18 protein-coding genes are annotated in these 24,200 nt (G+C 70.6%); 13 read left to right on the top strand and 5 right to left on the bottom strand.

Annotation, left to right across the window (positions count from 1 at the left end):
- Window positions 1–196: 196 nt before the first annotated feature.
- On the bottom strand, window positions 197–2,770 hold the full coding sequence (gene pepN, locus ACTMVF_RS19465; protein WP_441272324.1) for an aminopeptidase N: 2,574 nt from the start codon (window positions 2,768–2,770) through the stop codon (window positions 197–199).
- A gap of 112 nt (window positions 2,771–2,882) precedes the next feature.
- On the opposite strand from pepN, the gene ACTMVF_RS19460 reads away from it, so the two are divergent.
- Window positions 2,883–3,356, top strand: coding sequence for a DUF1203 domain-containing protein (locus ACTMVF_RS19460; protein ID WP_441272323.1), 474 nt, complete (start codon window positions 2,883–2,885; stop codon window positions 3,354–3,356).
- 24 nt (window positions 3,357–3,380) lie between these two features.
- Here the strand turns inward: ACTMVF_RS19460 and ACTMVF_RS19455 are convergent, their stop codons facing one another.
- The gene (locus tag ACTMVF_RS19455) at window positions 3,381–4,397 is read right to left on the bottom strand and encodes an aspartate-semialdehyde dehydrogenase (protein ID WP_441272322.1); all 1,017 of its coding nucleotides are present in this window, start codon (window positions 4,395–4,397) and stop codon (window positions 3,381–3,383) included.
- A 309-nt stretch (window positions 4,398–4,706) separates the two neighbouring features.
- On the opposite strand from ACTMVF_RS19455, the gene ACTMVF_RS19450 reads away from it, so the two are divergent.
- Window positions 4,707–5,234, top strand: a complete 528-nt coding sequence (locus ACTMVF_RS19450) for an RNA polymerase sigma factor (RefSeq protein WP_441272321.1) — start codon at window positions 4,707–4,709, stop codon at window positions 5,232–5,234.
- 1 nt (window position 5,235) lies between these two features.
- A complete protein-coding gene (locus ACTMVF_RS19445) occupies window positions 5,236–6,003 on the top strand; it encodes a hypothetical protein (RefSeq protein WP_441272320.1) in 768 nt (255 codons plus the stop codon).
- Between the two features lie 49 nt (window positions 6,004–6,052).
- Here the strand turns inward: ACTMVF_RS19445 and ACTMVF_RS19440 are convergent, their stop codons facing one another.
- Window positions 6,053–9,337, bottom strand: a complete 3,285-nt coding sequence (locus tag ACTMVF_RS19440) for a S8 family serine peptidase (RefSeq protein ID WP_441272319.1) — start codon at window positions 9,335–9,337, stop codon at window positions 6,053–6,055.
- A 225-nt stretch (window positions 9,338–9,562) separates the two neighbouring features.
- Here ACTMVF_RS19440 and ACTMVF_RS19435 point away from each other — a divergent pair, with 225 nt between their 5' ends.
- The 3 genes from ACTMVF_RS19435 to ACTMVF_RS19425 all read left to right on the top strand — a co-directional run bounded on the left by ACTMVF_RS19435 (window position 9,563) and on the right by ACTMVF_RS19425 (window position 13,286).
- Complete coding sequence (locus ACTMVF_RS19435; protein WP_441272318.1) at window positions 9,563–10,024, top strand: NUDIX hydrolase; 462 nt, start codon at window positions 9,563–9,565, stop codon at window positions 10,022–10,024.
- 231 nt (window positions 10,025–10,255) lie between these two features.
- Entirely contained in the window at window positions 10,256–12,046 is a 1,791-nt protein-coding gene (locus tag ACTMVF_RS19430) for a TIGR03767 family metallophosphoesterase (protein ID WP_441272317.1), read from the top strand.
- A 91-nt stretch (window positions 12,047–12,137) separates the two neighbouring features.
- A complete protein-coding gene (locus ACTMVF_RS19425; protein ID WP_441272316.1) occupies window positions 12,138–13,286 on the top strand; it encodes a serine hydrolase domain-containing protein in 1,149 nt (382 codons plus the stop codon).
- Between the two features lie 108 nt (window positions 13,287–13,394).
- On the opposite strand, the gene ACTMVF_RS19420 is transcribed toward ACTMVF_RS19425, so the two are convergent.
- The gene (locus ACTMVF_RS19420; RefSeq protein WP_441272315.1) at window positions 13,395–14,597 is read right to left on the bottom strand and encodes a helix-turn-helix domain-containing protein; all 1,203 of its coding nucleotides are present in this window, start codon (window positions 14,595–14,597) and stop codon (window positions 13,395–13,397) included.
- Between the two features lie 435 nt (window positions 14,598–15,032).
- On the opposite strand from ACTMVF_RS19420, the gene ACTMVF_RS19415 reads away from it, so the two are divergent.
- The 7 genes from ACTMVF_RS19415 (at window position 15,033) to ACTMVF_RS19385 (ending at window position 22,712) form a co-directional block, all read left to right on the top strand.
- Entirely contained in the window at window positions 15,033–16,454 is a 1,422-nt protein-coding gene (locus tag ACTMVF_RS19415) for an aspartate aminotransferase family protein (RefSeq protein WP_441272314.1), read from the top strand.
- Window positions 16,448–17,488 carry an NAD-dependent epimerase/dehydratase family protein gene (locus ACTMVF_RS19410; RefSeq protein WP_441272313.1) on the top strand — a complete coding sequence of 347 codons (1,041 nt, stop codon included), beginning with the start codon at window positions 16,448–16,450 and terminating at the stop codon, window positions 17,486–17,488. The genes ACTMVF_RS19415 and ACTMVF_RS19410 overlap by 7 nt, the downstream gene beginning before the upstream one ends.
- Window positions 17,489–17,574: 86 nt before the next feature.
- Window positions 17,575–18,531 (top strand): UbiA prenyltransferase family protein, encoded by a 957-nt coding sequence (locus ACTMVF_RS19405; RefSeq protein WP_441272312.1) that lies wholly within the window; start codon window positions 17,575–17,577, stop codon window positions 18,529–18,531.
- A gap of 17 nt (window positions 18,532–18,548) precedes the next feature.
- Window positions 18,549–19,589 carry a glycosyltransferase family 2 protein gene (locus ACTMVF_RS19400; RefSeq protein ID WP_441272311.1) on the top strand — a complete coding sequence of 347 codons (1,041 nt, stop codon included), beginning with the start codon at window positions 18,549–18,551 and terminating at the stop codon, window positions 19,587–19,589.
- 11 nt (window positions 19,590–19,600) lie between these two features.
- A complete protein-coding gene (locus ACTMVF_RS19395; protein ID WP_441272310.1) occupies window positions 19,601–20,770 on the top strand; it encodes an endonuclease/exonuclease/phosphatase family protein in 1,170 nt (389 codons plus the stop codon).
- A complete protein-coding gene (locus ACTMVF_RS19390) occupies window positions 20,767–21,723 on the top strand; it encodes a hypothetical protein (RefSeq protein WP_441272309.1) in 957 nt (318 codons plus the stop codon). Before ACTMVF_RS19395 ends, ACTMVF_RS19390 begins: the two co-directional genes overlap by 4 nt.
- Complete coding sequence (locus ACTMVF_RS19385) at window positions 21,720–22,712, top strand: aldo/keto reductase (protein WP_441272308.1); 993 nt, start codon at window positions 21,720–21,722, stop codon at window positions 22,710–22,712. Before ACTMVF_RS19390 ends, ACTMVF_RS19385 begins: the two co-directional genes overlap by 4 nt.
- 11 nt (window positions 22,713–22,723) lie before the next feature.
- Here the strand turns inward: ACTMVF_RS19385 and pdxR are convergent, their stop codons facing one another.
- Window positions 22,724–24,133: a MocR-like pyridoxine biosynthesis transcription factor PdxR gene (gene pdxR / locus ACTMVF_RS19380; RefSeq protein ID WP_441272307.1), complete on the bottom strand. Its 1,410-nt coding sequence runs from the start codon at window positions 24,131–24,133 to the stop codon at window positions 22,724–22,726.
- Between the last annotated feature and the right edge of the window lie 67 nt (window positions 24,134–24,200).

Genomic DNA, 24,200 nt, shown 5'->3' with positions numbered 1-24,200 from the left:
GGGGGCGAGGCGGTGCGGCCGGCCGATCTCAAGGGGAGGGCTGGATCTTCGGCGGGAGTGGGCCGTGGCCGGACATCACGTGGGGGTGGCGTTGCCCTGAACCCGCACCGCGTGCCACTGGTCCTCGGTGGCTCCTGAGCACAGGGAAGGGCGCCCGGCGTGCTGCCGGGCGCCCTCATCGGCGTATGAACTACGACTACTGTGCCGCCGCGTCCGCCGCCTGCGCCTTGAGCGCCCGCTCCACGCCCGCGCGGGACTCGGAGATCAGGCGGCGCAGGGCCGCGTTCGGCTCCGCCGAGGACAGCCAGGCGTCCGTCTTGCTCAGGGTCTCCTCGGAGACCTGGAGCGTCGGGTACAGGCCGACCGCGATCTGCTGGGCGATCTCGTGGGAGCGGGCGTCCCAGATGTCCTTGACCACCTCGAAGAACTTGTCCGTGTAGGGGGCGAGGAGTTCGCGCTGGTCGGTCTGGACGAAGCCCCCGATGACCGCTTCCTGGAGGGCGTTGGGGAGCTTGTCGGAGTCGATGACCGACGACCAGGCCTCGGCCTTGGCCTCGGGGGTCGGCCGGGCGGCGCGGGCCGTGGCGGCGTGGCGCTCGCCGGCCGCCGTCCTGTCCCGCTCGTACTCGGCCGCGATCTCCGTCTCGTCGAAGCGGCCCACCGCCGCCAGGCGCTGGACGAGCGCCCAGCGCAGCTCCGTGTCGACGGCCAGGCCCTCGATCGACTGGGAGCCGTCCAGCAGGGCCTCGAGGAGGTCGAGCTGCTCGGGCGTGCGCGCCGTCGCCGCGAAGGCCCGCGCCCACGCCAGCTGGTGGTCGCTGCCCGCCTCCGCCGAGCGCAGATGGGCCAGCGTGGCGTCCGTCCAGCGGGTCAGCAGCGTCTCGCGGGCGGCCGGGGCGGCGTACAGCTCGATCGCGAGCTTCACCTGGCGCTGCAGCGACTGCACGACGCCGATGTCGGACTCCTTGCCGATGCCCGACAGGACCAGGGAGAGGTAGTCGCGGGTGGCGAGCTCCGCGTCGCGTGTCATGTCCCAGGACGACGCCCAGCACAGGGCCCGCGGGAGGGAGGCCTCGAAGTCGCCGAGGTGCTCGGTGACGAAGGCCAGGGACTGCTCGTCGAGGCGGACCTTCGCGTACGACAGGTCGTCGTCGTTGAGGAGGACCACGTCCGGGCGGCGCGTGCCCGACAGCTGCGGTACGGCGGTCAGTTCGCCGTCCACGTCCAGCTCGATGCGCTCGTCGCGCAGCAGCTTGCCGGTTGCGTCGTCGAGGTTGTACAGGCCGACCGCGATGCGGTGCGGGCGCAGGGTTGGCTCGCCCTTCGCGCCCGTCGGCAGCGCGGGGGCCTCCTGGCGGATCGCGAAGGACGTGATCACACCGGCGCCGTCCGTCTCGATCTCGGGGCGCAGGACGTTGATGCCCGCCGTCTCCAGCCACTGCTTCGACCACGTCTTCAGGTCACGGCCGGAGGTCTCCTCCAGGGCGCCCAGCAGGTCGGACAGGCGGGTGTTGCCGAAGGCGTGGCGCTTGAAGTACGCCTGGACGCCCTGGAAGAACTCGTCCTCGCCGACGTAGGCGACGAGCTGCTTGAGGACGGAGGCGCCCTTGGCGTAGGTGATGCCGTCGAAGTTGACGAGCACGTCGTCCAGGTCGCGGATCTCGGCCATGATCGGGTGGGTGGACGGCAGCTGGTCCTGGCGGTACGCCCACGTCTTCATCTGGTTGGCGAAGGTGGTCCACGAGTGCGGCCAGCGCGACTCGGGCGCGTACGCCTGGCAGGCGATGGACGTGTACGTGGCGAACGACTCGTTCAGCCACAGGTCGTTCCACCACTCCATGGTGACCAGGTCGCCGAACCACATGTGGGCCAGCTCGTGCAGGATGGTCTCCGCGCGCGTCTCGTACGCCGCGTTCGTCACCTTGGACCGGAAGACGTACTGGTCGCGGATGGTCACCGCGCCCGCGTTCTCCATCGCGCCCGCGTTGAACTCCGGCACGAACAGCTGGTCGTACTTCTTGAACGGGTACGCGTAGTCGAACTTCTCCTGGAACCAGTCGAAGCCCTGCCGGGTCACCTCGAAGATCGCGTCCGAGTCGAGGAACTCGGCGAGCGAGGGCCGGCAGTAGATGCCCAGCGGCACGCTCTGCCCGTCCTTCTCGTAGACGCTGTGCACGGAGTGGTACGGGCCGACGATGAGCGCCGTGATGTACGTCGAGATGCGCGGCGTCGGCTCGAAGGACCAGACACTGTCCTTGGGCTCCGGAGTGGGCGAGTTGGAAATGACCGTCCAGCCCTCCGGCGCCTTCACGGTGAACTGGAAGGTGGCCTTCAGGTCGGGCTGCTCGAAGGACGCGAAGACGCGGCGCGCGTCCGGGACCTCGAACTGGGTGTAGAGGTAGGCCTGCTGGTCGACCGGGTCGACGAAGCGGTGCAGGCCCTCGCCGGTGTTGGTGTAGGCGCAGTCGGCCACGACCCGCAGGACGTTGGGCCCCTCCAGCAGGCCGGGCAGGGCGATCCGGGAGTCCTTGAAGACCTCGGCCGGGTCGAGCGCGTCACCGTTGAGGGTCACCTCGTGGACGGTCGGGGCCACGAGGTCGATGAAAGAGTCGGCGCCGTTTTCGGCGACGTCGAAGCGCACCGTGGTCACGGACCGGTAGGTGCCGCCCTCCTGCGCGCCGGAGAGGTCGAGATCGATCTCGTACGAGTCAACGGTGAGCAGCTTCGCCCGCTGCTGTGCCTCTTCGCGAGTCAGGTTTGTGCCAGGCACGCGGTCATCTCCTCGATATGTGTGGGTTGCGCCATCCTTCCACGGGACCAGCACGGAGCGCGATGTCCGTTAACCGCCGGTGGGCGGGGCGGACGCGCGTGACGCTGGGGACATGACGACCTACTTCGCACGCCCCGTCTCTGCGACGGCCCTGAAGGAGTTGCGCTCTGCTGACGACGCGGGGCGCCAAATGGTTCCCGTGACCGACGAGGAGGGCGGGTCGCCCCTGCGCTGCCTGCGCCACAGCGCGCCCGGCGAGCTCATCGCCCTCGTCTCGTACGCTCCCCTGCGCCGCTGGGCGGCGGAGAACGGGGCCCGCCCCGGGGCGTACGACGAGCAGGGGCCCGTCTTCATCCACGCCGAGGAGTGCGCGGGACCGGACGGGGACGCCCTGCCCTTCACGAACGCCCACCGCACGGTGCGCCGCTACTCGGCCGAGGGGCACATCCTCGGCGGACAGCTGGTCGCGGACGCGAACGGGGTCGCCGGGGCCCTCCAGAACGCGTTCGACGACCCGGCCGTGGCGCTCGTCCACGTCCGGGCCGTCGAGTACGGCTGCTTCCTCTACGAGGTGCTCAGGGCTTAGCCCTCAGCCATGAGGTGCGCGGGGCTAGCCCTTCAGCTCGGCCGCCACCAGCTCCGCGATCTGCACCGCGTTCAGCGCGGCGCCCTTGCGGAGGTTGTCGTTGGAGAGGAAGAGGGCGAGGCCGTGCTCGACCGTCTCGTCGGTGCGGATGCGGCCGACGTACGACGGGTCCTGGCCGGCCGCCTGGAGCGGGGTCGGCACCTCGGTGAGGGCCACGCCGGGGGCGCCGGCGAGCAGCTCCTTGGCGCGCTCCACGCTGATCGGGCGGGCGAAGCGGGCGTTGACCTGGAGGGAGTGGCCGGAGAAGACCGGGACGCGCACGCAGGTGCCGGAGACCTTCAGCCCGGGGATCTCCAGGATCTTGCGGGACTCGTGGCGGAGCTTCTGCTCCTCGTCGGTCTCGTTCAGGCCGTCGTCGACGATCGAGCCGGCCATCGGCAGGACGTTGTACGCGATCGGCGCGACGTACTTGTTCGGCTCGGGGAACTCCGCCGCCGAGCCGTCGTGGGTCAGCTTGGGCGCGTCGTCGCCGACCTTCTTGACCTGGTCGAACAGCTCGTCGACGCCCGCGAGACCCGAGCCCGAGACCGCCTGGTAGGTGGCGACCACGAGGGCTTCCAGGCCCGCCTCGGCGTGCAGCGGCTTCAGGACCGGCATCGCGGCCATCGTCGTGCAGTTCGGGTTGGCGATGATGCCCTTGGGGCGGTCGGCGATCGCGTGCGGGTTCACCTCGGAGACGACCAGCGGGACCTCGGGGTCGCGGCGCCAGGCCGAGGAGTTGTCGATCACGACGGCGCCCTGGGCGGCGACCTTCGGGGCCAGGGCCTTCGAGGTCGAGCCGCCCGCCGAGAACAGGACGATGTCCAGGCCGCTGTAGTCGGCCGTCGTCGCGTCCTCCACGGTCACCCCGTCCAGGACCGTCCCCGCCGAGCGGGCCGAGGCGAACAGGCGCAGCTCGGTGACCGGGAAGTTCCGCTCCTTGAGGATCCTGCGCATGACCGTGCCGACCTGACCGGTGGCTCCGACGATTCCGACCCTCACGGCGACTCCCTTTACGCGTTCATGTGTGTGTCTGCGGCGTTTCCATCATGCGGCCGACCCTGGTCCACCTGTCCAATTCTTTGTGGTCCATGCCCGGGTACTGGGACACCCCGCTCGCCCCGCCGGTTCCGGAACTCCCGTGCGCACCCATTCTGAGCTGCAGAAATTCACTCTACGAGGCCCTCGTGCCGCAAGCTGTGCTGCATCGTGCGTCGGTGTGACGTACGCCTCGCAGAACTCAGGGAAACCTGGTCGAACGTTTCCGTGCACTGCGGCGTCGTAGAAGAAACGCGGTGAGGGGGGTGGCTTGTGCTGCGCAGAAAGGCCCGCCGGGCCCAAGAGGACGCTCACGGAGATCCTCTGGACGCGGCCCAGGAGCGTCGGGTGCGGGCGGTGCTCGCGCTGGGCGGGGTGCCGCAGACGGACCTGCTGGACGGGGTACAGCAGGTCCGCCTGCGGCTGCTGGAGCGGGCCGCGAGCGGGCGGGAGGCGCCGCGGGACGTCTCGGCGTGGGCGGCGGTCGTCGCCTCCAACCTCGCCATGGACTGGCACCGGGCCAAGAAGCGCCAGGAGCGGCTCGGGGAGCGGCTCGCCTCCCTGCGCCAGCTCGAACACCCCTCCGGCGAGGACACCAGCCTGCTCTCCCTCGCCGTCGCCCGGGGCCTGGACGACCTGCCCGACGCCCAGCGTCAGGTCCTCGTCCTGCGCTTCTACGGCGACCTGCCGGTGCGCGACATCGCCGAGGAGCTCGGCATACCGGAGGGAACGGTCAAGAGCAGGCTGCACACGGCGGTACGGGCCCTGCGCGCCCGCCTGCACGAGGACGAGGTGGTGTGACGTGACCGCCGAGAACGAAAGCCGCAACGGTCGCGACGGCAACGACGGCTACGAGGGCCGTGCCCGCGCCGACGCGCTGATGGCCGCGATCACCGGCGAACCGCTGCCGGACGAGGCGCGCGCGGACGCTGCCTTCATGGCCGAGCACCGATCGGCCGCCGCCGATGTGGCGCTGCTGCGGGAGCAACTGGGACTCATCGGTGAGGCCCTCGCCGAACCGCCCTCGGCCCAGGCCCAGGCCCCCGAGCCCGTTCCCCCACGACGCACTTCCCGCGCCCGGCGGCGTGCGTTCACCCTGGCCTTCGGCACCCTCGCGGTGGCCGCCGTCGCCTCCGTGGTGGCCGGCCTGGGCTGGCTGGTGTCGCAGGGCGGGGACGCCGGCCTTGCCTCGGGCGGCAGCGCCGACCAGTCGAGCTCCAAGGAGGCCGACACCGACGTCATGAGCCCTCTCTACCTCGCCTGCGCCCGCCTGGTCGCCGAGGGAGACGTCACCGCCGTGGTGCCGGTGCCGGGGACGCTGCAGGAGCGGATCACGCTGCGGGTGACGCGCTTCTACGAGCCGGAGAAGAGCCCGCAGAAGAGCAAGGACGACGAGGTGACCTTCCTGATGGAGGAGGACATCGTCGACAAGGGCGAGCACCTCCTGGTCGGTATCCCGCAGCATGCCGCGACACCGGACGTCTGGGCCGTCGGTGAGCATGACATCGCTCTCGAACGGGCCTGGATCACCGCCTCGCTGTCCGAGGCGGGCAAGCTCACCTGCGAATGACGAAGGGCGGGCGTCCGCACGGACGCCCGCCCCATGGCCGTACCGGTGATTACGGCGTGACCTTCTCGATCTTCACGTGGCCCACGCCCGCGACCGTGCCGCGCGCGTTCAGCAGCTGCACCTGGCCGAAGAACTCCCGGCCCTCCGGTGCGGCCGCCTGCGCGGTGACGCTGCCCGCGACGGTGGTCGAGTCACCCGTGCCGAGCTTCACCGGCGACGCGTCGACCGTGACGGTGCCGAGCGTGCTGGAGTAGAACACGTCCAGGTAGTCGTACGCCGTCGAGCCGGCCGGCACCGAGTAGCCGATGACCTCGATGCGGTACGTCCCGGCGGCCGGCTTCGCGACCTTGACCGACTCCTCCGAGTCACCGTCGGCGGAGCTGCCGACCTTGGTGCCGGCGGCGTCGTAGACGACCAGGTCGAGGTCGGCGGCCGCGTCGGAGACGTTGCCGATGGTGACGTCCAGCGACGTGGCGCCCGCGGGCACCTCGACCGTGGTGGTCTGCGTGGCGCCCTCGGCGATGGTCGGACGAGCCGTCTTCGAGGAGCCGAGCGGGCCGCCGGCCAGCTTGCCGTCGATGGCGGCGTAGTTGTTGGTCACCTTCCAGGAGGCGGTGGCCGGGGTGCCGACCTTGGCCTCGGGGACGGTCACGGTCTCCGGGTCGAAGGCCGCGCCCAGGACGGTGACGTCGAGCTTGAACGGGTTGTCGAGCAGCGGCGACGTACGGCGCGACTCGACCTCGATCTCCCAGACGCCGGGCTGCGGGTCGGCGTAGGAACGCACGTCCGGCTTGCAGCCGTTGCCGCCCTGGTAGTTGTTGTAGCAGTTCGGGGTGCCGGTCGGGTCGGACGGGACGCCGTACGGGTGGATGGCGATGAACCGGGTCTGGCTCTTGTCCTTCAGCCCGCCGATCGCGACCTCGAGCGACTTGGCGCCCTCGGGGACGGTCACGAAGTAGTGCTTGGTGCTGTTGCGCTGCACCGAACCGGACGCCGAGTACGTGTACTTGAGCGGCGCCGCGACCACGACCGTGTTGAGGACCTGCTTGTCGATGCCCTCGGTGCGCGGGTCGTCGACCTCCAGGATCGCGCTCTTGATGCCGGCCGAGGACGGCTTCGCGGCGACCTGGACGGTGACCGGCTTGTTCAGGCCGAGGCTGATCTCGTCGGAGCCGACGATCCGGAAGGTGTCACCGGCGTTGTTCTCGAAGTGCAGCTCGTGCCGGATCGCCTTGTCCGCGCCCGACGTACGCGTGATGGTGATGTCGTACGTCTTCTTCTGACCGGCCTTGAGGCCGCCCTCGCGGTCGTAGACGCCCGTGCCGTAGCCCGGCGTCTTCAGGAGCTGGTCGATCGCGGTGTCGACCGGGGCCTTCACCGTGTACTCGTGGGCGGTGGCGCCGTCACGGATCGAGTCCCAGGCGTCCTCGACGTTGATGAGGCCGGCACCCTCCTCGTACGCCTGAACACCCTTGATGTGGTCGGCGGTCGAGGTCAGCGCGGTGCGCAGCTTCGCCGGGGTGAGGGCGATGCCCTTCTGCTTGGCGGCGCTCAGCAGCAGCGCGGACGCGCCCGCCGCCTGCGGGGACGCCATCGACGTGCCCTGGAGCATGCCGTAGCCGGCCGGGAGGGAGTAGCCCGCCTCGGCGACGGGGGCGCCCGGCAGCCAGGTCTGGATGGTGTTGATCGAGGCGCCCGGCGCGGAGAGCGTCGGGGTGAAGCCGCCGTCCTCGCGCGGGCCGCGCGAGGAGAACGGCATCATCGCGTACGGCTTGGACACGACCGAGCCGTAGTTGGCGGCCCAGGTCTCCTTGGAGACGGTCGCGCCGACCGAGATGACCTTGCTGGACAGGGCCGGGTCGCCGATGGTGTTGGCGCCGGGGCCGGAGTTGCCCGCCGAGATGACGAGCTGGACGCCGTAGGTGTCGATCAGGCGTGTGTACAGCTCGGCGCGCGCGTTGTTGCCGTCGTTGAGCGCCGGGAGGCCGCCGATGGACATGTTGACGATGTCGACGCCGCGGTTGACGACGAGGTCGATCATGCCCTCGGTGAGCGCGACGTTGGTGCAGCCGCCGGTCCAAGTGCAGGCACGGGACGCGACGAGCTTGGCGCCCGGCGCCGCGCCGTTCATCTCGCCGCCGAACAGGCCGTTCGCGGCGGTGATGCCGGCGACGTGGGTGCCGTGCTCGGACTCGATGACGCCGATGTTGACGAAGTCGCGCTTCTGGCCGACCCAGGTCCCGCCCAGCGGGTCCATCGGCACGTCCTTGCGGATCTGCACGACGAACGGCTGCCGCTCGGCGACGTCCGTGGACGGGTTGTCGGTGCCGAAGTACCCGATCTGGAAGCCGTCCTTGTACGGCTTCATCGGGCTGTCGTCGCCGAAGTCGTAGTTGTTGTTGAGGTCGACGCGGACGGTGCCGTTCGCGGCGTCGTAGAGGATGCCCCAGGAGTCGGTCGTGTCGCCGTCGCGGTTGGCGTCGCCCGCCGCGTCGCCGCCGGTGGTGTACGACTCCAGGAAGCTGCTGACCTGGTACGAACCGGCGGGCGCGGTCCAGGTCTTGCTGCCGTAGGCGAAGGTGGGCCCGGAGACCGAGGTCACCATCGGGCGCCAGGTGCGGTCGTTGTCGAGGAGCGGGTCGGTGGCCGTGACCCAGTCGACGATCTTCCGCTCGCCGGTGGTGGTCTTCTGCAGCGCGGGATGCGCGAGGTCCACACCGCTGTCGAGGATGCCGATGGTGATGCCGCGGCCGTCGGCCTTCGGGTGGTCCTCGACGAAGTCGACGGCGCCCGTCTCGAAGGACGGGTTGTACGGGTTCTCGGCCGGGGTGTTCTTGTCCGGCGCGGAGTACGAGGTCGCGGCGGCCGTCGACTTCCTGGTGTCGACCGCGGGGTCGTCCAGGGGGATCTCCTCGCGCAGGTCGATGCCGTGCACCGAGGAGAGCTTCGCGGCGGCGGCGATGGCCGAGTCGGCCTTGCCGGTGGGGACGGTGGCCCGGACGTAGCCGAGCTTGTCGTAGGTGCGGCCCACAGAGCCGACCGCGTCCAGCTGCTCGGCGACCTTCTCGGTCTGGCCGGGCGCGGTCGCGATCATCATCGTGACGTTCTTGTCGCCGTCGGCCCTGGCCTCGGCGAGCAGATCGGCGTCGTCCGACCCGAGCTTGTCGTGCGCGGACTTGACGCTCGGGTCCGTCGCGGCGGGCGCGGGGTCCGCGGCCATGGCCATGGGTATCGGCCCGGCCGCGGAGAGCGCGGCGACGAGACCGGCGGCCACGGCTATGCGGGCCACGCGTCTCGCGCCCGGCTTCGGTTCGCGCTGGGGGGTGAGGGTCATCGGCATCCCTTGTTGGTAAAGGAGCATGAGGCGTCCGGTATGCGATCCCGGATGACCGCACAGCCTTACGCAAGGGAAGGATGTTTGGGAAGAGTTGACCGAATCGAAATGGAGGGATGGGGGAAACCCCCTATGCAATTGGGGCGTGTGGAGTGAAAGGTGCAAGTCGCCCGCAAGCTGAATAATCGCCTGCCGAACATGGTCCCGGCCGTCTAACGTCCCTACGTGCGGAAGAAGTTGAGGGTGGCGGCCTACGCCATTTGCCTACGTGACGGACAACTCCTCCTCGCCCGGTCCCCGGCACCCGGCGGCGGCTTCGAGTGGGTGCTGCCGGGCGGCGGTATGGAGCACGGTGAGGATCCCTACGACACGGTCGTGCGGGAGGTGGAGGAGGAGACCGGCTATCTCGTCGAGCCGGTCGGACTGCTCGGCATCGACTCCTCCCACCGCGCGTTCCCGGCCGGCCGCTTCGGCCGGACCGTCGACCACCACGGCGTACGGCTCGTCTACGAGGCCCGGATCACCGGTGGCGATCTGCGCTACGAGGCCAACGGCTCGACCGACATGGCGGCCTGGCATTCGATGGACCAGGTGCCGGAGCTGACTCGCGTCTCCATGGTCGACAAGGGGCTGTCGCTGTGGCGCGAGCGGCCCGCCGCGGGGCGGCTCGGAGCTGCCGGGAAATAGCTTCACTACCCCGAAAGGTGAACACGGAGTGACCGCGTCCCGGCCGTTGAAGGAGCGGCCGTGGACGCGGAAGGTAGTCCAAGATCCACGTACGGTGATCGGCGCTGCCCGTTGCGGTCATGTTCATGCGCAGGTCATCCCCGCTGCCAACGATCCACAGTGAGCGGGAGGTTCGCCTCGGCGACCGCCCGCGACCACTGCCGACGCGTTCGCACTCGGGGAGATCGCGCCATGTCGCGCATACGCTCTGTCGCCAGCTCCGCGCTGGGGGTCCACCGCCGTACCCTGCTCGCCGCCACCGGAGCGGTGACCCTCTCCGCGGGCGTCGGCTACGCCCTGCGGCCCACCGACAGCCAGGCCGCCACCACCACGGGCCCCGTGGGCGCGCCGGGCGCCGAGGCGGGCAACGCCGCCGCCGAGGCGCCCGTCGGTGCCTCCCGCAAGGTGCCGGTCGCGCTCGCGCCGTACACCCGGGGCACCACCCTCACCTCGGTCGCCGCCCCGCGCGGCACCTCCGGCTACCGCCGGCTCGGCCACGGTCCCGGCTGGAAGCGGGTCGTCCGCGAGAACCTGGCGGCGGCCAAGTCGGGGCGCGAGAGCCGGCGTACGGCGCTCGCCGCCTTCGTACAGCTCACCGACCTGCACCTGATCGACGCCCAGCACCCGCTGCGGCTGGAGTACCTGCGCTCGACCGACGTGCACGCCTGGCGGCCGCAGGAGGCGCTGACCGTGCCGGGCGCCGTCGCGCTCGTCGAGCGGATCAACGCGCTGCGGGGCGCCCCCGTCACCGGCGCCCCGTTCCACTTCGCCATGACCACCGGCGACAACACGGACAACAACTGCAAGTCCGAGCTGGAGTGGTTCCTGACGGTGATGAGCGGCGGCCGCGTCACCCCGAACACCGGTGACCCGCGCAGTTACGAGGGCGTCCAGAACAGCGGCCTGAAGCTGTACTGGCAGGCCGACGACAGCGTCCGCGACGCCGACAAGCAGCTCGGCTTCCCGCACATCGACGGCTTCCTCGCCGCCGCCATCCGCGAACTGCGCAGCCCCGGCCTGAACATCCCCTGGTACTCGACGGTCGGCAACCACGACGCCATGCCGCTCGGCACCTACGCCTCGCACAGCGACTCCTACCTCACCGACCTCGCCGTCGGCGGCAAGAAGCTGATGAACGTCTCGGCGGCCGACGCGAAGAAGCTCCAGGACTCCCTCAAGCAGGACAAGGACCCGAGGGGCACCGTCTTCAAGGACTTCCTCAAGGCCCACGCCCGCTCGATGCGCTCGGTCACGCCGGACGAGAGCCGGGCCCCGTTCACGCCCCGGGAATATGTGCAGGCCCACCTGAACCCGGCCCACCGGGGCCTCGGTCCGGTCGGCCACGGCTACTCCACGGCCAACCTGGACGCGGGCACCCAGTACTACAGCTTCCGTATCGCGGACGACGTCATCGGCATCAGCCTCGACACCACCGACGCGGGCGGCCACTACGAAGGGTCCATCGGGGCGGCCCAGTTCACCTGGCTGGACCGCACGCTGCGCGACAACAAGGACTCGTACGCGATCATCTTCAGCCATCACACCAGCGAGACGATGGACAACCTCCGCCGCGACCCGGCCCGCCCGAACGAGCGGCGCGTGGGCGGCGCCGAGGTGGTCGAGCTGCTCGCGAGCCACCGCAACGTCCTGGCCTGGGTGAACGGCCACATCCACAAGAACGTCATCACCCCGCGTTCCGGCGCCGACGGCGGCTCCTTCTGGGAGATCTCCACCGCCTCCCACGTCGACTTCCCCCAACTCGCCCGGATCATCGAGGTGGTGGACAACAAGGACGGCACGATCTCGCTGTTCACCACCCTGATCGAGTCCTCGGCCCCGCACGCCACGGACTTCACGGACCTCTCCCAGACGGGCCTGGCCGCCCTCTACCGCGAGCTGTCCTTCAACGCCCCCGGCGCCCGCACGACGCTGGCGGGCGACCGGAAGGACCGCAACACGGAGCTGGTGCTGAAGAAGGGCTGAATTCGGCCCAACTGCCGTACGGTGCCTCAACCTTCGGCGTCACCCCCGGGTCTGCCTCCTCGATCGAGCCGAGTGCGAGATGGGGGAGGACATGACTGTTCGCACGACTATGACGGCGATGACGGTGGTGGCGCTGTCGATGGCCCTGGCGGGACCGGCGGTGGCGGCTCCGGCCGACAGAGGTGACGGCCACGAAGCGACCCGCCGAGCCATGCGGGCGGCCGTCGCCGACGGCGTGCCCGGGGTGACCGCGACGGTGAAGAGCGGTCACCGCGTGTGGGCGGCGACGGCGGGGGTGGGCAACCTCGAAACGGGGAAGCCCCCTTCGCCGCGGGACCACTACCGGGCGGCCAGCATCTCGAAGACCTTCGTCGCGACGGTGGTGCTCCAGCTGGAGGCGGAGGGCGAGCTGTCCGTCGACGACACGGTGGAGAAATGGCTGCCCGGACTGGTCCGCGGCCATGGCCACGACGGGCGCCGGATCACCGTCCGGCAGCTGCTGAACCACACGAGCGGCATCTTCGACTACCTGGAGGATCCGGACTTCCAGGAGGCGTACGCCTCCCCGGACGGCTTCTTCGAGCACCGCTACGACGAGATGTCCCCCGAGGGCCTGGTGGCGACGGCCATGTCCCACAAGCCGTACTTCGACCCCGGGGCCGACTGGTACTACTCCAACACCAACTACACACTGGCCGCCTTGGTGATCGAGAAGGTCACGGGCCGCCCGTACGGTGCGGAGATCCGCCGCCGCATCATCGATCCCCTGCACCTGACCGGTACCTCGGTGCCCGGCACGACGCGCAGCCTCCCGCAGCCCAGCAGCCGCATCTACGCCAAGCTGGCGCCGACGGCGACCGGACCGACGTACGACGTCACGGAGTTCAACCCCGCGCTGGCCTACGGCTCCGGCGAGATGATCTCCACCTCGGCCGACCTGAACCGCTTCTACTCGGCCCTGCTCCGCGGCAGGCTGCTCCCGCCACGCCAGTTGACGGAAATGAAGACCACCGTGAAGGTCGAGGAAGCCCCCCAAGCCGGTTACGGCCTGGGCCTCATCGACCGGCGGCTCAGCTGTGGCATCCATGTCTGGGGCCACAGCGGCGGCATCCTCGGCTCCGTCTCCGAGGCCGTGACGACACCCGACGGCCGCCATTCCCTGGCCTTCAACTTCAACGGCAACTGGGCGGGCGACACGGACGCGGTGATCGAGGCCGAGTTCTGCGGAGAGAACCGGTAAGAGCTGACCCGTCCATTCGGAGTCCAGCGTTCCGAGCTGATGTGCTTCCAGCAGGTCGGGACGCTGTCCCACGAGAGCGAGCCCGATCCCGCCCGTATCCCTACGACATCAGTCCTTCGGCGTCTCGGCCAGGGTTCGCCAGATCTCGGCAGCCAGGTCGATGTTCGACGTCTGCTGGGCCCGTTCTGCGAGCTCCCGAAGTTGCTGGACGCCCTGCTGCGCGTGGCCCTCCAGGATCAGCAGCCGGTTGTGCAGCATGTCGAGCCTGATGCGGTCCCGGTAGGTGAGCCGCAGATCGTCGAGGACGAGCTCGTCGTGCGCCGCCCGCGCGTCGGCATACCTGCCCTCCTCGAAGGCGAGGTGCACCCGCAGCGTCAGCATCTCCTGGTGGTGCACCGGGGTGCCGAGGAGGGAGAGGGCGGGCTCGGCCTCGTCCAGGCGCCGCCGGCACTCGTCGAGCTGGCGGGGCGAGGCCTGGAGGTACAGGGAGGCCGCGGCCAGGCGCAGCCGCATCCACAGCACCAGGTCGAGACGGCTGTCGAACTCCGCCAGGGCCCGTTCCAGCAGCTCGCGGGCGGCGGCCGAGTCGCCCTGCCGGAAGTGCACGGTGGCCGCGGCCCACAGGGCTTCGGCCCGCAGCGTGCCGGCATGCTCCGGCACCAGCTCCACGAGGTCGTCCGCGTGGGCCCGCGCGTCGGAGAGCCGGCCGGCCTCGGCCTCCACCGACACCAGCGTCAGCAGGGCCGCGCCTGTGTCCTGGACCGACAGCTTGTGGTCGTAGGCCAGACGGCACGCCTCCTGCCCGGCCTTGAGGGCCCTGGGGATCTCACCGAGCGTGCGCAGACATCGAGCGAGCTGGGCCCGGGCCCGGCACTGCAGCTCGGGGAGCATCAACTCCTCCGAGGTGTGCACCAGTTCGTCCAGGAGGTCGGCCTCCTCCTGGCGCGCACCACGTCGGGCGGCGGCAGCGGCGAGCAGCCAGAGGGCCTGCCAGCGGAGCGTCGGATCCACCGCGGGTGACAGTTCGAGAGCGGCGGCCAGCTTCTGCAGCGCCTCGTCGCCGTCGGCCGACGTGGCCAGTGCGAGGGCCTCGGCGACCGAGCCGACGCTCGGTTCGTCGAACTCGGACGGGTCGACCCGGAGCCGCTCGGCGAGGTAGGCGATCACGCGTGCCGTCGGCTGCCGCGCTCCCGACTCCAGCCGGGACAGATATCCGGTCGACATGTCATCGCCGGCGACGGCGGCCTGCGACAGCCCCCGTTCCGTGCGCAGTTCCCTGAGACGGCGCCCGAAAGCAGGCTGCTCCACCATGTCATTCCACCAGCCGTTCGAGGGGTCGGACCCCCACGCTAGCTCCTTGGGCAGGGCTTGGCAAATGCTTGCCACAAGCATGCGATCGACCTCTGCCCCACGGTCGGGCAAACGGCTGGCAAAGGCGGTCGGGCGTACCCGTGACGAGTCCGGCACCCGACGTCAACTCGCCTGACCGTGCGGGTTGCCAGATCTTGGCAACCCATTGCCAAGATCTGGCAACCGCTGTTACGTTCCTCTGGCAACACAGAAAGCGCGTTCCCCCCATCCCAGCGCACCCTTCAGGCGGTCGTCAGCAATGGAAGAGCTCCGGAGCCTCCCGTACGTCGGCACCACCGCACAGATCGACTGGCCCTGCCGGGCCGCCTCCTGACCGCACGTCACGCAGCAGCGAGAACCAGCAGCGAAAACCAGCAGCGAGAAGGGAAACGACCCATGCCCGAGCTCATCGGAATCGAGCAGTGCGAGCAGCTCAGCGCCAAGCAGGTACAGGCCCTCTACCGGGAGTACGTGAGCCGCAGCCACGTCTCCCTCACCACCACGTTCGGCTTCGGCAAGCAGATGATCGAGAAGGCCGAGGGGGTCTGGCTGTACACCCGGGACGGCGGGAAGATCCTCGACTTCACCGGCGCCGTCGGGGTGCTGAACCACGGGCACAACCACCCGCGCATCCTTCAGGCCCGCAAGCGCTTCGCCGAACGCCACCGGATGGAGGTCCACAAGGCGTTCCTGTCGCCCTATGTAGCCGCGCTCAGCCACAACGTGGGCCGCCTCCTGCCCGGCGACCTCGACATCTCGTACTTCCCCAACTCGGGCGCCGAGGCGAACGAGGGCGCCATCAAGCTGGCGTACAAGTACCACGAGGGCAAACGGCAGACGATCCTGCGCTCCGACATCAGCTTCCACGGAAAGCTCCTGGCCACGGGCAGCCTCACCGGCTCCCTGGAGAACAGCTTCCGCTTCCCCGGCATCCCCAATGTCACGTATCCGTACGGCGACATCGACGCCATCCGCGACCTGGTGGCGCAACACCGCACCGCCGACGGGTCCTGCGACGTCTACGCCATCATGGTGGAGCCGTTCAGCGCCTCCACCATGAACAGCTGGACCGAGACCGCTCTGCGGGAACTACGGGAGCTGTGCACCCGGGAGGACATCGTCCTCATCTTCGACGAGGTCTACACCGGGTGGGGGAAGTCCGGCAGTCTGTTCTACTTCATGCGCTACGACGGCCTCATACCGGACATCCTCACCTACTCCAAGTCGTTCGGCGGCGGCAAGGCGTCCATCGCCGGCTACACCACCCGCGAACCGGTCTTCCGCAAGGCGTACGACCGGCTCAGTGAGGTGATCCTGCACTCCACGACGTACTACGGCTTCGGCGAGGAGACGGCCACCGCGATGGAGGCCGTCAACATCATCGTGGAGGAGGACTACCCGGCCCGGGCCCGCAAGATCGAGGAGATGCTCACCCACGGGCTGCAGGAGATCCAGGCCAAGCACCCCGAGACCGTGCGGCACACCGCCGGCGTCGGCGCCATCCACGGCGTCTTCCTCGGCGGTGGTGCGAAACTGCTCGACCTCGCGGGCAAGCTGGCCCCCTCCGGACTGTCGTCCGACCCGAAGTTCCGCACCAAGCTGATCACCAGCGCGGTGATCGCCGAGCTCTACCGCGAGCACGGCATCCTCACCTACCTCAGCCCCAACGGCGACAACCCGCTGGTGGTGGCCCCCTCCCTGGTCATGGAACCGGCCGAGGTGGACTACTTCCTGCAGAGCCTGGACGCGACCCTCGCCAAGGGGCTGCCGGGCCTGCTCACCAAGTTCGTCCGCGACCGGGTGCTGGCCCGATGGTGAGCCGCGGCGTCCTGATCACGGGCAGCAGCGGCATGCTGGGCCGCAACCTCGTCACGCGCTTCGCCGCCGACGGCTGGTCCGTGACCGGTCTGGACATCGCCCCCGGCCAACCGCCCTCCGGGGTACGGGAGATCACTGCCGACATCCGCGACGCCGAGGCGGTGGACCGCGCCATGCGGGGCGCCGACCTGGTCGTGCACTGCGCGGCGGCCCTGCCGAGCTATCCGGCCGAGGAGATCCGCTCCATCGTCGTGGGCGGCACCCGCACCCTCCTGACCGCGGCCCGCCGCCTGGAGATACCCCGCACCGTCTACATCTCCTCCACCGCCGTCTACGGCCTCCCGGACATCGTCCCCACCCCCGAGTCGTATCCCTACGCCCCCGTCGACCCCTACAGCCGCGCCAAGGCCGAGGCCGAGGCTCTGGCCCTGCGCTTCCGGCAGGAGGGCATGCTGCTCCCGGTCCTGCGCCCCAAGACCTTTGTCGGGCCGGGCCGCATGGGACTGTTCTCGATGCTCTTCGAATGGGCCGAGGAAGGGCGCAACTTCCCTGTGCTCGGCCGCGGTGACGTACGCATCCAGATGCTCGCCATCGACGACCTGGTCGACGCCGTCGTGCTGGCCGCCACCGCGCCCGCGGCAGCGGCGAACGACACCTTCAACGTCGCCGCCGCCGAATTCGGCACCCTCCGCGAGGACTTCCAGGCCGTCCTCGACGAGGCCGGACACGGCAAACGCATCGTCTCCGTCCCGGCCGGCCCCGCGCTCGCCGCGCTGAAGGTCCTGGAGAAGGCCAAGCTGTCCCCGGTCTACGGCCGGCTGCTGCACAAGCTGCGCGCCGACTCGTACGTCAGCACCGACCACATCCGCGACACGCTGGGCTTCGTCCCGCGCAGCTCCAACCGGGACGCCATCCTCGCCACCTACCGCTGGTGGCGTGAACAGCCCCGCGCCACGCAGGCCGCCAAGTCCGGCCGGACCAGCCGGGACCCGTGGCGCCAGGGCGCGCTCGGCCTCGCCAAGGTCCTCTTCTGAGCCCGCCGCTCACCCTTCCTCCCGCTCAGCCTCCCGCTCGCCCTTCCTCCCCGCTCTCCCTCGACTTTTCGCACGAGGAGACCACCATGTCCGTCGTCGAAACTCCCCCTGCGCGCCTGTCCCACAGCGCACCCGAACCCGCCGCCACCACCCCGCCCGCCGCTACCCGCCGAGGCGCGCCGCGCGACCTGCTCGCCCTCTCCCGCCCCTACCAATGGGCCAAGAACCCCCTGGCCGTGGCGCTCGCCCTGCTCACGATCCCGGTCTGGGACGCCGGCACACTGGCGGGCATCGCCTGGTCGACCGGGCTGTTCGTCCTCGCCTCCGTGGCCGTCTATGTCCTCAACGACCTCCTCGACCGGCACCGCGACGGCCTGCATCCCGTCAAGCGCCACCGCCCGCTGGCCTCCGGCCGGTTGAGTGTCGGCACGGCCCTGGTGTTCCTGGCGACGGTCTGCGCGCTGTTCGCCGCGGGCGTCACGCTCGCCTCACCCGCCCGCAGCTGGCCCGTCCTCGTCTACCTCGGGCTGAACCTCGCCTACAGCCTGCGGCTCAAGCACATTCCGCTCGTCGACGCCTTCTGCGTGGCCCTCGGTTTCGTCCTGCGCACGCTCCAGGGATACACCGCCACCGGACAGCCGCCCTCCGGATGGCTGCTGCTCAGCGTCTTCGCGGTCTGCCTGCTGTTCGTCTTCGGCAAACGGCGCCACGAACTGGCCCGGGGCAACGCCGCCCACCGCCCCGCCCTGCGCGGCTACTCCGTCCCGTACCTGGACCACTTGAGCGTGATCAGCGCCACCCTGGCCACGGTCGGCTATCTGCTCTGCATCCGCACCGACATGGCCCTCCACCACGGCACGGCCACGCTGGTCCTGCTCACCGCGCCCTGCGCCTTCTTCGCGGTCTTCCGCTACCTCCAGCTGCTGGTCGTCGGCCACGGCGGCGGCGACCCGGTCCGCACCCTCTCCGGCGACCGCCTGCTGCTCGGCAGCGGCCTGCTGTGGGGCGCCCTGACCGCGGTATGCCTCGCGGCCCTGCACTGAAAGGAACGTGTCACGTCATGGACAACACGGCCGAGCTCCCCCTCGTCTCCGTCATCATCCCCAACTACAACTACGGCCGCACGATCGGCATGTGCCTGGAATCCGTGAGCCGCCAGACCTACCCGCGCCTCGAAGTCATCGTGGTGGACGACTGCTCCACCGACGACTCCGCCCGCATCGCCCGGGAGGCCGGCGTCACGGTGCTCAGCACCGGCACCAACAGCGGCGTGGCGGCCACCCGCAACGTCGGCGTCCAACACGCGAGCGGCGAGGTGCTGTTGTTCCTGGACTCGGACGTGGCCCTGGCCCCGGACGCGGTGCTCAAGGCCGTGACCCGGCTGCGCGCCGAGCCCAACGCCGGTGCGGTGTGCGGGATCTACGAGCCGGTGCCGCTGATCCGGGACAGCATGGTCGAGGAGTGCCGCTCGCTGCAGGCCTACTACTGGCGGGAGACGGCGGAGGGCACGGTCACCTTCCTGTTCCCCTCCATCTGCGCGATGTGGCGCCGGGTCTACGACGACGTCGGGCCGTTCGACGCCCGCCTGCGGCAGACGGAGGAAGTGGACTACGGTCTGCGCCTCTCCCAGCGCTACGACCTCATCCTCACCTCCACCGTCCGTGGCACCCACGACGACGACCACGAACTGTGGCCCCTGGCCCGCAAGATCTTCACCCGGGGCCGGCTGCGTGTGCCGCTGTACGCGCGGCGCCGCAAGTTCGCCAAGGGGTTCGAGACCGCCTCCCGGGCCTGGGGGAGCCTGGCCGCACTGCTCGCCGTACCGGCGCTGCTGCTGCCGCTGCTCGTCGGCCCGGTCGGCTGGCTGCTACCGGCCGCCCTGCTGGCTCTCTCCCTCGGCTGCGACCTCGGCATGTACCGCTATGTGCGCAGGGCGCGAGGCGTCCGCTTCCTGCTGTTCTTCGCCGCCGTCCAGTTCGTCTTCAACCTGGCGGTCGCCTCCGGCGTGGTGACGGGAGCCCTGCACTGGCTCGTCTCCGACCGGTTCCGGGCGCTCTACGACCGCGACGGCGCGCCGGCCGCCGTGCTGCCCGCGGGCTGAGGCGCCGCCCCATGGCCATGGAACTGACCCGGCAGCCCGCCTCGCCGACCGGTGAGGCGGCTCCGGAACCCGCCCCCGCCACCCAGCCCCGTTGGTGCCGCTACACCCGGCTGCTGCTCGCCGCCGGCACCGGCTGGCTGGTCCTCGTCCTCCTGCAGTACCTGCTCAGCGGCCGCTGGTGGGCCATGATGGTGCTCAACCTGGAACCCCCGGTCGCCTTCGCCGCCGTACCCTTGCTGCTCCTCGCCGGCATACCGGCCGCACGGCTCGCCCGGCGCCGGGTGCCCCGGCGGCCCGCACTGATCGTCGGAGCGCTGGCCCTGACCGGGCTGCTCCTCGGCCACCCGTGGTCCGGACTGAACCCCGCCGCCCTGTGGCAGGGCGGCGGGGCGGTACCGCCCGGCGCGCTGAAGGTCGTCTCCTTCAACACCCTGGCCTGGGGCAAGAGCACCACACCGGACCGCTTCTACCAGGCGTTGAAGGCGCGCGACGCCGACGTCTACCTGCTCCAGGAGTACGTCTGGAGCGACAAGGACGACGCCAACGAGCGCCAGATCGACGACATGGCCCGCATACGGAGGGAGTTCCCCGACTACCAGGTGGCCGTGCAGGGTGAGCTCGTCACCCTGTCCCGGTACCCGATCGTCTCCCGCCCCGCGATCGGCCCGTACCGGGCCACCGCCCGCTCCGCCTCCCCCGACTGGTACACGGTCTACCGGACGGGCAAGGTGCTGCGGACCGACATCCGGGTGCGCGGGCAGGTCGTATCCCTCTACAACGTGCACATCCCCGTCCAGGTGGACATGCGCGAAAGCTTCCTGTCCCCGGCCTTCTACCGGGTGATCCACGACCGTGAGGCGGCCCGTCGCGCGCAGTACAAGGGCCTGCTCGACGACGTCCGCGCCAACCGCAACCCCCTCCTGGTCGCCGGGGACTTCAACACCACCGCCGCGATGGGCGATCTGCGGCCCCTGCGTTCGACCCTCGACGACGCGGCCGACCACGGCGGCTCGCTCTGGCCCACCTCCTGGAACGAGCAGGGGCGGCTCAGGCTCTGGCGGCTCGACTGGACGTTCACCTCGGCGGGCCTGGACGTGGCCCGGCACGCGCTCACCGCGCTCCCGGAGGTCTCCGACCATCGCCTCCAGGAGACCGTCGTATCGGTAGAGGCGTCCCGATGATCCGGCGCCTGGCCAGGGCGGCCGTGGCGGTGGTCTTCCTCGCCGCCGCCGCCGTCGGAATGGGAAGCGTGCTGTGGGGGCACGGCGGTGACGTCCTGGCGATGTTCACCGGGCCCCGGGCCGCGGCACTGCTCGCTGCCGCGCTCCTCATGAAGATGGCGGGCCAACTGGCGGGCTGGGCCTCCTGGCAGGCCGGGCTCACCGGACTCGGCTCACCGCTGCCCACCCGGCAGAGCGCCCGCATCTACTTCCTGGCCCTGCTCGGCAAGTACATCCCCGGCCCGGTCTGGGGCGTCCTGGCCTACGTCCGCCTCGGCGGCGCGGCCGGCATCGCGGCGGGCCGGATGGTGAGCGCCTATCTGCTCAACACGGTGGTGGTGCTGCTCACCGCCGCCGTCATGGGTCTGCTCTGCGTCCAGGGCCTGGGGGCCGGGGGATTGTGGCTCGCGGCCGCGGCGCCGCTCGCCCTCGCTGTGCTGTGGCGCCCACGCCTGCTGTTCCGTCTGACGGCCCGGGCGGCCCGGCTGCTGCGGCGGGAGCCGCCCGCCGGGGAGTTCTCCGACCGTGACGTACGCCGTGCGATCGGACTGGAGACGCTCTGCTGGGCGGTCTCCGGGCTGCACCTGTGGCTGATCGCCGTCCTGCTCGGCGCACCGGCCGGGCGTGCACTGCCCCTCTGCGTGGGGGCGTTCGCCCTGGCCACGGTCGTGGGGGCGCTGACCCTGGTCGTCCCCGACGGGGCGGGGACACGTGAACTGGTGCTGCTGGGCGCGCTGTCCACCGTGCTGCCGTGGGCCGAGGCCGGGGCTGCGGCACTGGCCAGCAGGGTGTGCTGCACCTTGGCCGAACTGCTGGGCGCGGGCGGGGTTGTGCTGCTGACCAACCATCGTGGAGTCGAGAAGAAGCCGGTGTTCGCCCTGCCGCGACACCGTGAGCGAGAAGGAGTGACATGACCAACCAGCGACGGACCCTGGGCACCGGCGGACCGGAGGTGTCCGCCCTCGGCCTGGGCACCTGGGCGCTCGGCGGGCCCTCGGCCGCGGGCGACCAACCCCTCGGCTGGGGCGCCAGGTTCGACCGCGCCGAGGCCGCGGAGGTGTTCCGGGCCGCGTTCGACAGCGGAATCACGCTCTACGACACGGCCGACGCCTACGGCACCGGGACGGCGGAGCGGCTCATCGGCGAGACCCTCTCGGGCAAGCGCGACCAGATCACCATCGTCTCCAAGTGGGGCAACACCATCGACGAGGAGGCCCGGCAGCTCACCGGCCAGGACGCCTCCCCCGGCTACCTCCGCGAGGCCCTGACGGCCTCCCTGCGCCGCCTGCGCACCGACTACCTCGACCTGTACCTGCTCCACCTCTCCGGCCTCCCCGTGGCCGAGGCGGAGGAACTCCTGGGAACCTTGCAGGACTTGGTGACGGAAGGAAGCATCCGCGCCTACGGCTGGTCCACGGACGAACCGGAACTCGCCGCCGCCTGGGTGGGCCGACCCGGCTTCGGGGGCCTGGAGTTCGAGATCAACGTGGTCCACGACTCACCTGCCATCGTCGCGCTCTGCGAGCAGCACGGCCTGCCCGGCCTGGCCCGAGGCCCCCTGGGCACCGGCCTGCTGACCGGCACCCACCCGGAGGGCTCCCGCATCACCGACGAGCAGGACTTCCGCCGCCGCTCCCCGGACTGGCTCAACTACTTCCAGGACGGCTACCCGGTCCCGGAACTCGCCCGGGCGCTGGAGTCCGTCCGCCAGATCCTGACCTCCGGCGGCCGCACGCTCGCGCAGGGCGCCCTTGCCTGGCTGTGGGCCCGTTCGCCCTCGCTGATCCCGATCCCCGGAGCCCGGACGGTGGCTCAGGTCAGGGAAAACGCGGCGGCAATGGAACATGGCCCGCTCACGGCGGACGAGATGAGGGAGATCGACGCACTGCTCACGGCAGGCTGAATCCGGCGGAGCTACCCGCACTCCTCGATCGCCGCCCGCAGGTGGTGCACCGCTTCGTTCACCGCCCCGTCCGCGAGATTGCCGTACCCGAGGACCAGGCCGTGATCGGCGTGGTCCTCGGTGGCGTGGTAGGCAGTGAGGTCGGCGATGCGCAACGACCGGGCGCCCGCTGCCCTGACCACGGCGGCGGTGTCCACGTCGGCGGGCAGCCGGAGGATGAGGTGCAGGCCGGCCGCGATGCCGGAGACCGGGGCGCCGGGCACTGTTCGCGCGAGGGCTTGGACGAGCGCGTCGCGGCGGTCGCGGTAGCGCTTGCGACAGGCCCGGAGGTGGCGGTCGTAGGCGCCTGACTCCAGCAGTTCGGCGAAGGCGAGCTGGTCGAGCGTCGGGGGCTGGGTCGCCGTCTGGTCGGACCGGTGCAGGTACTGGGTCCAGCGGGGCGGTGCCACGATCCACCCGATGCCCAGCGCCGGGGACAGTATCTTGCTGAGCGACTTGAACAGGACGACGCGAGACGGGTCCATTCCCTGCAGTGCCGCGACCGGACGACGGTCGTAGCGGAACTCCGCGTCGTAGTCGTCCTCCAGTACGACGCCGTCCACCTGACGGGCCCACTGCAGCAGGGCGGCGCGCCGCTCGGGGGCGAGCACGCCACCCAGCGGGAACTGGTGCGCCGGGCTCGTCAGTACCGCCCGAAGGCCGGTGTGTCCGGCGAGGTCGTCGATGCGCAGCCCCCCGCCGTCCGTGCGCACCGGCACCGGGTCCAGACCGGCTGCGCGGATCACCTCGCGCAGCCGGGTCCAGCCCGGTTCCTCACAGCCGACCGCGGTGATGCCATCGGCGCGCAGGGCATGGCAGACGCGACGTACTCCGTCGGTCACGCTCGTGCACACCGTCACGTCCTCCGGGGTCGCCAGGACGCCGCGAGAGCGGCCCAGGTAGGCGACGAGCAGCTGCCTGAGCCGGGGGTGACCGCCGGCCGGCGGGTATCCGAACTCCGCGAACGCCGTGTTGGTCACCTGTGCCCGTACGGCCTCGGCCCACCGGCGGCGCGGAAACGCGCGCAGGTCCGGCAGACCCGGTCCGAGGTCGAAGCGCGCCTCGGGAGCCTGGCGCGGTGCGCGGCGCCCGGAGGCGGCGTCCGCGTCGTTCGTCCAGCGCACCCGGGTGGCGGAGCCGGTCTGCGCCTCCAGATATCCCTCGGCGATCAGCTGGCTGTACGCCTCCGTGACGGCCCAGCGCGAACAGCCGAGATCGGTGGCGAGCTGCCGGCTGGGCGGCAGAGCGGTGCCGACCTCGATGCGCCCGTCCCTGATCGCCGTACGCAGCGCCCGCTTCACCCGCTCGTGCAGCGGACCGTCGCCGGCCCGCTCCAGGTGAAGCAGAAGATCACCCGCCAAATTGGTCTGTGATTCCCGCATGGCATTGGACGGTATCAGCGAGCCATTGCTCGCTACCTTCGATGCACAGACGAGTGCGTGCAGATGA

The sequence above is a fragment of the Streptomyces sp. SD31 genome, assembly GCF_052068475.1.
Taxonomy (GTDB): domain Bacteria; phylum Actinomycetota; class Actinomycetes; order Streptomycetales; family Streptomycetaceae; genus Streptomyces.
This window is presented reverse-complemented; position numbering and strand designations above follow the sequence as displayed.